The following is a 6,971-nucleotide window of genomic DNA, read 5'->3' on the forward strand; positions in this document are numbered from 1 at the left end:
AATCCGCCGCCCCCGGGGTCACCGGCTCTAGCCTTCGACCTCCGTGCGGTCGGCCGACCACAGGGTGTGGAAGGAGCCCTCGCGGTCCACCCGCTCGTAGGTGTGCGCGCCGAAGAAGTCACGCTGGCCCTGGATCAGGGCCGCGGGCAGGCGCTCGGCGCGCAGCCCGTCGTAGTAGGCCAGCGCGGTCGAGAAGCCGGGCGCCGGAATGCCCAGCTCGGCGGCCTTCGACACCACCCGCCGCCACGAGTCCTGCGCCAGGGTGAGCGCGTCGGCGAAGTAGGGGGCGGCGAGCAGCGTGACCGGCTTGTCCTGCGCCGCGTACGCCTCGCGGATGCGGTCGAGGAAGACGGCGCGGATGATGCAGCCGCCCCGCCAGATCGTGGCCAGCGCGCCGAGGTCGAGGTCCCAGCCGTACTCGGCGCTGCCGACCCTGAGCTGGTCGAATCCCTGGGCGTAGGCGACGATCTTCGAGGCGTACAGCGCTCGCCGCACGTCCTCGGCGAACTCGTCGCCGACGGCCCCCGCGGGCACGCCCGACGGGCCCGGCAGACCGCGCGCGGCCTCCCGCAGGTCCGCGTGGCCGGACAGGGAGCGGGCGAACACCGCCTCGGCGATGCCGCTCACCGGAACGCCCAGGTCCAGCGCGATCTGCACCGTCCACCGGCCGGTGCCCTTCTGCTCCGCCCGGTCGGCGATCACGTCGACGAGCGGCTTGCCCGTGGTCGCGTCGACCTGGCGCAGCACCTCGGCGGTGATCTCGATCAGGTACGAGGACAGCTCGCCCTCGTTCCACTCCGCGAAGATGTCCGCGAGCTCCGCCGGGGTCCGGCCGAGTCCCTGCCTGAGCAGATCGTAGGCCTCGGCGATGAGCTGCATGTCGGCGTACTCGATGCCGTTGTGCACCATCTTCACGAAGTGCCCGGCGCCGTCGGGGCCGATGTGCGTGCAGCAGGGCACGCCGTCCACCTTCGCCGCGATGTCCTCCAGCAGCGGGCCCAGCGCCTGGTACGACTCCTTCGAGCCGCCGGGCATGATGCTCGGCCCGAGCAGCGCGCCCTCCTCGCCGCCGGAGACCCCCGCGCCGACGAAGTGGATGCCGCGCTCGCGCAGCGCCGCCTCGCGCCTGCGCGTGTCCAGGAAGTGCGCGTTCCCACCGTCCACGAGCATGTCGCCCGGCTCCAGCAGGGGGGCGAACTCCTCGATCACCGCATCGGTGGGCGCACCCGCCTTGACCATGATCAAAATACGCCGGGGCCGCTCCAGAGCGGCGACGAAATCCTCCGGAGTCTCGCAGGGGACAAAGGTTCCCTCGTCCCCGTATTCCTCGATCAGTGCCTTGGTCCTGTGCTGGGACCTGTTGTGTACCGCTACCGAGTGCCCGTGCCTGGCCAGGTTGCGGGCGAGGTTCGCCCCCATCACGGCCAGTCCTGTCACACCGATCTGAGCCTGAGTCATCTCTGACACTCCTTTGTCGTGTCCAAGGATGCCAGTCTGCACCCACCGCCGATCAAAGCCGTCAAGAGGTCCCGGGAGAGAGGATCCCGGCGCCGTACGGATCCGCGAACCGCCCGTTTCCACGGGGTTTCCGCGTCCGGGCGGAACGGAGAGGAGGAGACCCGAGCCCGACGCGAGGCCGTAAGGGCCTTTGGGGACGGTGGCGGGTCAGGGACACCGGAGCCCGGGAATCCCCTGGAGGCCAGCGACGGAACAGGAGCAGGGAGCCCGGCGCGGAGCCGGGAGTCGCTCGGGGATCAGTGGCGGAACAGGGTTCCGGGGGCCTCCGAGCCGAGGACCCCGCCCAGGCAGCGATAGGTCCGCGCACCACCCTGGAACTGCTCCTTCGAGGGCGGCAGTATCATGCTCCGCCACCTGGCCTGCCCGATCCTGCGGGCGTCGCCGTACCGGGAGGCGAGCATGATCCGCGTCGTGCACACCTTCTTCACCGTCGGATGCCGCTCCAGGGCCGCCAGATCGTGGGTGAGGGAGTCCTGCGGCAGCGGGGCGATCGCGAACGTCTCCCACAAGTGGGACTCCTCGCAGCCGATCCGCTTGGTCGTGGCGTCGTCCGCGATCGCGACGAGGCTGCCCCAGCACTCGGGCTCCGCCACGCACGCGGCTCCCGCGCCCGCCACCGCCGCGGCGGGGCAGGCGGCCGTGACCGTGGCCACCTCGGGGACCTCGCGGGCCGCGGACGCGTCCGCCTCCGGGGCCGCGTTCCCGTCCTCGCCGGCGTTCTGGAGGGCCTGCGGGCCGGACCGCTGCCCGGTGGACGGGGTCTGGTCGCGGTTCTCGATGTACATGAGCCCGACCCCGGCCATCAGCAGGATCGCGAAGGCCACGGCCACCGCGACGAAGACCCGCACGTTCGACGAGGAGGGATGCGCCGGGGCCGCCGCGGGCGACCGGGTGCTGGAGAGCCCCTTCAGGCCCGGTGACGTCAGGTGCGACCGCGCCGCCTCCCCGCCCGGCCCGCCCCGCGCCGCCGGCGTGCCGTACGGCGACGCGTACGGGGGCTCGGCGTACGGCGGCGTGCGTGCCGGGCCCGCGACCGGAGCCGGGGGAGAGGCCGGAGCCGAGGGAGAGGGGGGAGAGGCGGCGGGACGCGGTGCAGGGGACCGGCGGGCCGGACCGCCCCTCTCCAGGCGCAGGTCCGTGAGGGCGTCGCGCAGCGCGGACACCGAGGGGGTGCGCCGCGCCGGGTCGGTGGCCATGGCCTCCCTGAGCACGGCGGTCAGCTCCGGTGGCACCCCCGGGATCTCGGGGACGGGCAGGCGGTGCAGGGCCATGATGACCGCGATGTTGACCACGCCGCTCTCGGGAAAGCGCGGCGGGCGCCCGGAAAGCAGCGCGTACAGCGTGGCGGCGAGAGAGTAGACGTCGCCCGCGGCGGCGGGTTCGGTCAGCTCGAACGCCTCGGGCGGGGCGTAGGCCGGGGTGAGGGACTCCCGGGTCACCGACGCCTCGCCGCCCGAGGACGGCATGGTGGCCAGGCCGAAGTCGGAGAGCACCACGTTGCCGTACCGGTTGATCAGGATGTTGGCGGGCTTGATGTCGCGGTGCAGCACCCCGGCGGCGTGCGCGGCCGACAGCGCGTCGGCGATCTTGATGCCGATGTCGGCGACCTCGGCCGGCGGCAGCCGCTTCTCGGCCCGCATCCGGTCCAGCAGCGACCCGCCGGGACACAACTCCAGGACCATGTACGGCCGGCCGTCGGGCAGGACCCCCGCGTCGTAGACATGGGCGACGTGCGGGTGGCCGGAGAGGGCGCCGGCCGAGGTCACCTCACGCATGAAACGGCGCCGGTCCCGTTCGGAGACCAGCACCCGGTTGTCCACCTTGAGCGCGACCTCGCGCTCCACCGCCAGCTGCCTGGCCCGGTAGACGATCCCGAAGCCGCCCTGGCCGAGCACCCCGGACACCTCGTAGCCCGGTACCGCAAAGGCGCCGGATTCGGCCACCTGCCACCTCCTGAAGATGAGCGGCAGATTACCGGAGTTTGATCGGCTAATTGGGGACGTATTCCCTTATGCCTGATCAGGCAAGTGACGTTCGTGACCGGTGGAATGCTCGTCGCCGAGTTCCGCCAGGAGCGCGTCCCAGCGGGCGCCGACGGTGTCGAGACCGTAGCCGGAGGCCGTGAGCACGGCGTTCCCGCCGAGCTCGCGGCGCAGTTCCCGGTCCTCGATCAACCGGCGGAGCGCCTCCGCGAGCGCCGCGGGCTTCCTCCCCGGGACCAGCAGCCCGTTGTGCTCGTGGACGATCACCTCCCCGGGGCCGTGCGGGCAGTCGAAGCTCACCACCGGCACGCCCTTGCTCATCGCCTCCAGGATCGTCATGCTGAACCCCTCGTAGCGCGAGCTGACGACGTGGATGGACGACCTGGCCAGCTCCACGCCGATCTCCGGCGAGCTGCCCATGAGCAGCATCGTGTCCGACAGCCCGGCCTCCTCGATCCTGTCGCGGAGCCTTCGCTCGGCCCCGGCCCTGCCGCGCCCGTAGAGGCGCAGCACCCAGTCGGGATGCGCCTCCGACACCGGCTTCCACGCCTTGACCAGCAGGTCGAAGCCCTTGGCGTGCACCATCCTGCCGATGGCGATCACCACCTTCTCGTCCAGCTTCGAGATGTCACCGGCCAGCGCGGTCACGGCGTTCGGGATGTGCAGCAGCCGTCCCGGGGGCGCCTTCAGCGCTCTGCGGTAGTGCTCCAGGTCCGCCTGGGTGAGGGTGACGAAGGCGTCCAGCCTGCCGTAGCGCCGCTTGATGAGCCGGACGACCTCCGGCGCGTGCAGGTCGAGGGCCACGTGCTCCTGGCCGACGGTGATGACGCCCGGCGGCGCGAACAGCGCGGTGATCAGGTTGAACCCCGGCCGGGTGGAGATCAGGACGCCGGAGCGCATGGACCGCAGGAAGCGGACCATGAGCAGGTCCGTCCGGAGCGAGACCGCCCGGTGGACGTTCTCCTGCCTCGGGATCAGGACGCTCGGCAGCCGCGACAGCAGCCGTGCCACCGGCCCCCGCCGTCCGGTCCTGTCGTCGAGGAACGACACCCGCACGCCCGGCGGGATGGGGAAGAACGGCTCCTTCGCCGTCCGGACCACGCTGACGATCTCAACGTCGCGTTCGCGCGCCAGGTGCCCCGCCAGGTTGAGCACGGTCCTGATCGTGCCGCCCATCCCGTACGCGTGCTGCAGCAGGATACGGACCGTTCCGGTGTCGGGGGCCGGAGCGCGCCGCGCCCGCCTCGCGTTGCGGGCCCGCAGCAACCGGAGCGCCGCGCGCCTGGCGTGTCCGCGTATCTTCGCCGACGTCCCCGAGATCCCCGGCATCCTGAGAGCCCCCGCCCCTCGCTCTCTCCCTCACTTTCCCGGAGCGGCTTTCCCCGAAGCACGCACGTCACGACATCCTGCTCACCGTCCGGTGAGCTGTTTGTCCTCCCGGTGCTCTTGATTTACCGTCGCCCGTCGCCTGCTGTTCGCTGTTCGTCATTCGCCGAAACGAGACAGCCGGCCGCGTACGCGAGCGTGGCGCAGCGCCCACGCGAACAGGCCGAGCGTGGCGACGAGGTAGACGGCGTCCAGCAGTGCCGCCCAGGCGAGGCTCTCCCAGGGCACGGCGCCGCCGTTCAGCACGGTTCGCATGCCCGTGAAGACGTGGGTCGCGGGCATGAACTCCGCGATGGCCTGGAGAGGGCCGGGAAGCGTCTCGACGGGGTAGAAGATGCCGGCCAGCGGCTGTGCCACGAAGACCAGGGACCAGGCGATCACCTGGGCGTTCTCGCCGAACCGCAGCACCGCGCAGATTCCCACCAGGCCGAGGGACCAGCCCATCACCAGCAGCAGCGCCATGAACGGCACCATCCCCGCGCCCATGCTCGTCACGCCGAAACCGTAGAGGCCGAGCGCCAGCCCCGACATGATCGCGACGGCGAAGACGACCTTGCCGAACGAGAACACGATCAACCCGATCACGTACTCGACATTGGAAAGCGGGCTGACCTGGACGTTCAGTAAGTTCCTGCTCCAGATGTCCTCGAGGAACGCTATCGATATCTCGTTGCTGGCCTTCTGGAGCACCTGCCACAGCAGGACCGCGCCGAGCAGGAAGGCGGCGATGAACGGCACGCGCTGCGACTGCAGGAACAATGTCACGAAGCCCCAGACGAACAATTCGATCGTGGGCCAGAAGACGATTTCGAACATCCGGATCGGGCTGCGGCGCAGCGCCGCCAGGTCGCGGAAGACCACACCGCTGATCCGCCGCCTGCGCGCGGCCAGGCTGAGCGGAGGAAGGGTTATCGTCATGATCGCGCCACCTTGAGAAAGACCTCTTCCAGATCCTGCGCGCCGTAGACGCCGGTGAGTTCGGTGGTGCTTCCGCTGGCCACGATCCGACCCTCGGACATGAAATGGATGCGGTGACACATCCGCTCCACCTCCTGCATGTTGTGGGACGTGATGAGCATCGCGCGCCCGCTCTCGACGGCCACCCGGACGAGCAGATTGCGAATCCGGTCGCCGGCGTCGGGGTCGAGGTTGGCGGTGGGCTCGTCGAGGATGAGCAGGCTCGGCTCGTTGATCAGGGCCTTGGCCAGCTGCACACGCGTGCGCTGGCCGGAGGAGAGTTCCATCACGCGGCGCCGGCGCAGCGGTCCCAGGTCCAGCAGCTCGATGACCTCCTCCACCCGGACCTTCGGCTTCCGCACCCCGTACAGCCGGGCGAAGGCGTCGAGCACCTCACGCACGTGCAGGACGCCGGGAAGGTCGACGTAACTCGCGGCGAAGTTGATCTGGCTGAGCACCTCGGTCCGGTTGCCGGCGAGATCCAGGCCGAACATGTGGATGCTTCCGCTGTCGGGCGTGATCAGCCCGAGGAGCATGTGCAGGGTCGTCGACTTGCCCGCGCCGTTGGGGCCGAGCAGGCCGACGATCTGGCCCGCTTCGACGGTGAGGCTCACCTCCTGGACGGCAGCCACCGAGCCGAACCTCTTCGCCAGCGCCACGGCCTCAAGAATCACCACCACGCCAGCGTGCGGGCCGCCACCCCCTCCGGGCAATCGGTTTTCCCCCGGTGGCGCGGTTGATTTGACGACGCGGGTCGGGGTTCATAAAGTTCACCAGCACCCGAGGGAGACGGCGGTGACGCCGGGGCCTCGGAACCCTCTCTGACGATCTTTCTCCTTACGGGATCTTTGTCCCCAAAGAGGTCCGATTCGACATGAATCGGACGATCAAGTAAGTTAGACGGGTTGCCCCGAAAGGGGAGGCGGTAAATTCTGAAACAGGTAAGCCGGATCGGGTCGGTTTGACACGAAAAAGCGGGCCTGAAAGAATAAAGGCACAACGAAAGAACAGAATAAAACAGAACGAACGCCCCGGAGTTCTGCCGGACCACTTGGTCGGGTCAGGGTGATGGTGTACGCGTCCGTTTCTTGAGAACTCAACAGTGTGTTAAAAGCCAGTGCATGAAGC

At 69.7% G+C, this 6,971-nt stretch carries 5 protein-coding genes; all 5 read right to left on the reverse strand.

Annotated elements, in window-relative coordinates; all coding sequences use genetic code 11:
• Positions 1-27 precede the first annotated feature (27 nt).
• On the reverse strand, positions 28-1,458 hold the full coding sequence (gndA, locus tag ACVCAG_RS31585; RefSeq protein ID WP_440087585.1) for an NADP-dependent phosphogluconate dehydrogenase: 1,431 nt from the start codon (positions 1,456-1,458) through the stop codon (positions 28-30).
• 296 nt (positions 1,459-1,754) lie between these two features.
• The gene (locus tag ACVCAG_RS31590; RefSeq protein ID WP_440087586.1) at positions 1,755-3,461 is read right to left on the reverse strand and encodes a protein kinase domain-containing protein; all 1,707 of its coding nucleotides are present in this window, start codon (positions 3,459-3,461) and stop codon (positions 1,755-1,757) included.
• 66 nt (positions 3,462-3,527) lie between these two features.
• A complete protein-coding gene (locus tag ACVCAG_RS31595) occupies positions 3,528-4,829 on the reverse strand; it encodes a glycosyltransferase (RefSeq protein ID WP_440087587.1) in 1,302 nt (433 codons plus the stop codon).
• Positions 4,830-4,985: 156 nt separating this feature from the next.
• A complete protein-coding gene (locus ACVCAG_RS31600; RefSeq protein WP_440087588.1) occupies positions 4,986-5,804 on the reverse strand; it encodes an ABC transporter permease in 819 nt (272 codons plus the stop codon).
• Positions 5,801-6,520, reverse strand: a complete 720-nt coding sequence (locus ACVCAG_RS31605) for an ATP-binding cassette domain-containing protein (RefSeq protein ID WP_440087589.1) — start codon at positions 6,518-6,520, stop codon at positions 5,801-5,803. The genes ACVCAG_RS31600 and ACVCAG_RS31605 overlap by 4 nt, the downstream gene beginning before the upstream one ends.
• Positions 6,521-6,971: the final 451 nt, after the last annotated feature.

Source organism: Streptosporangium sp. G12, from assembly GCF_052983175.1.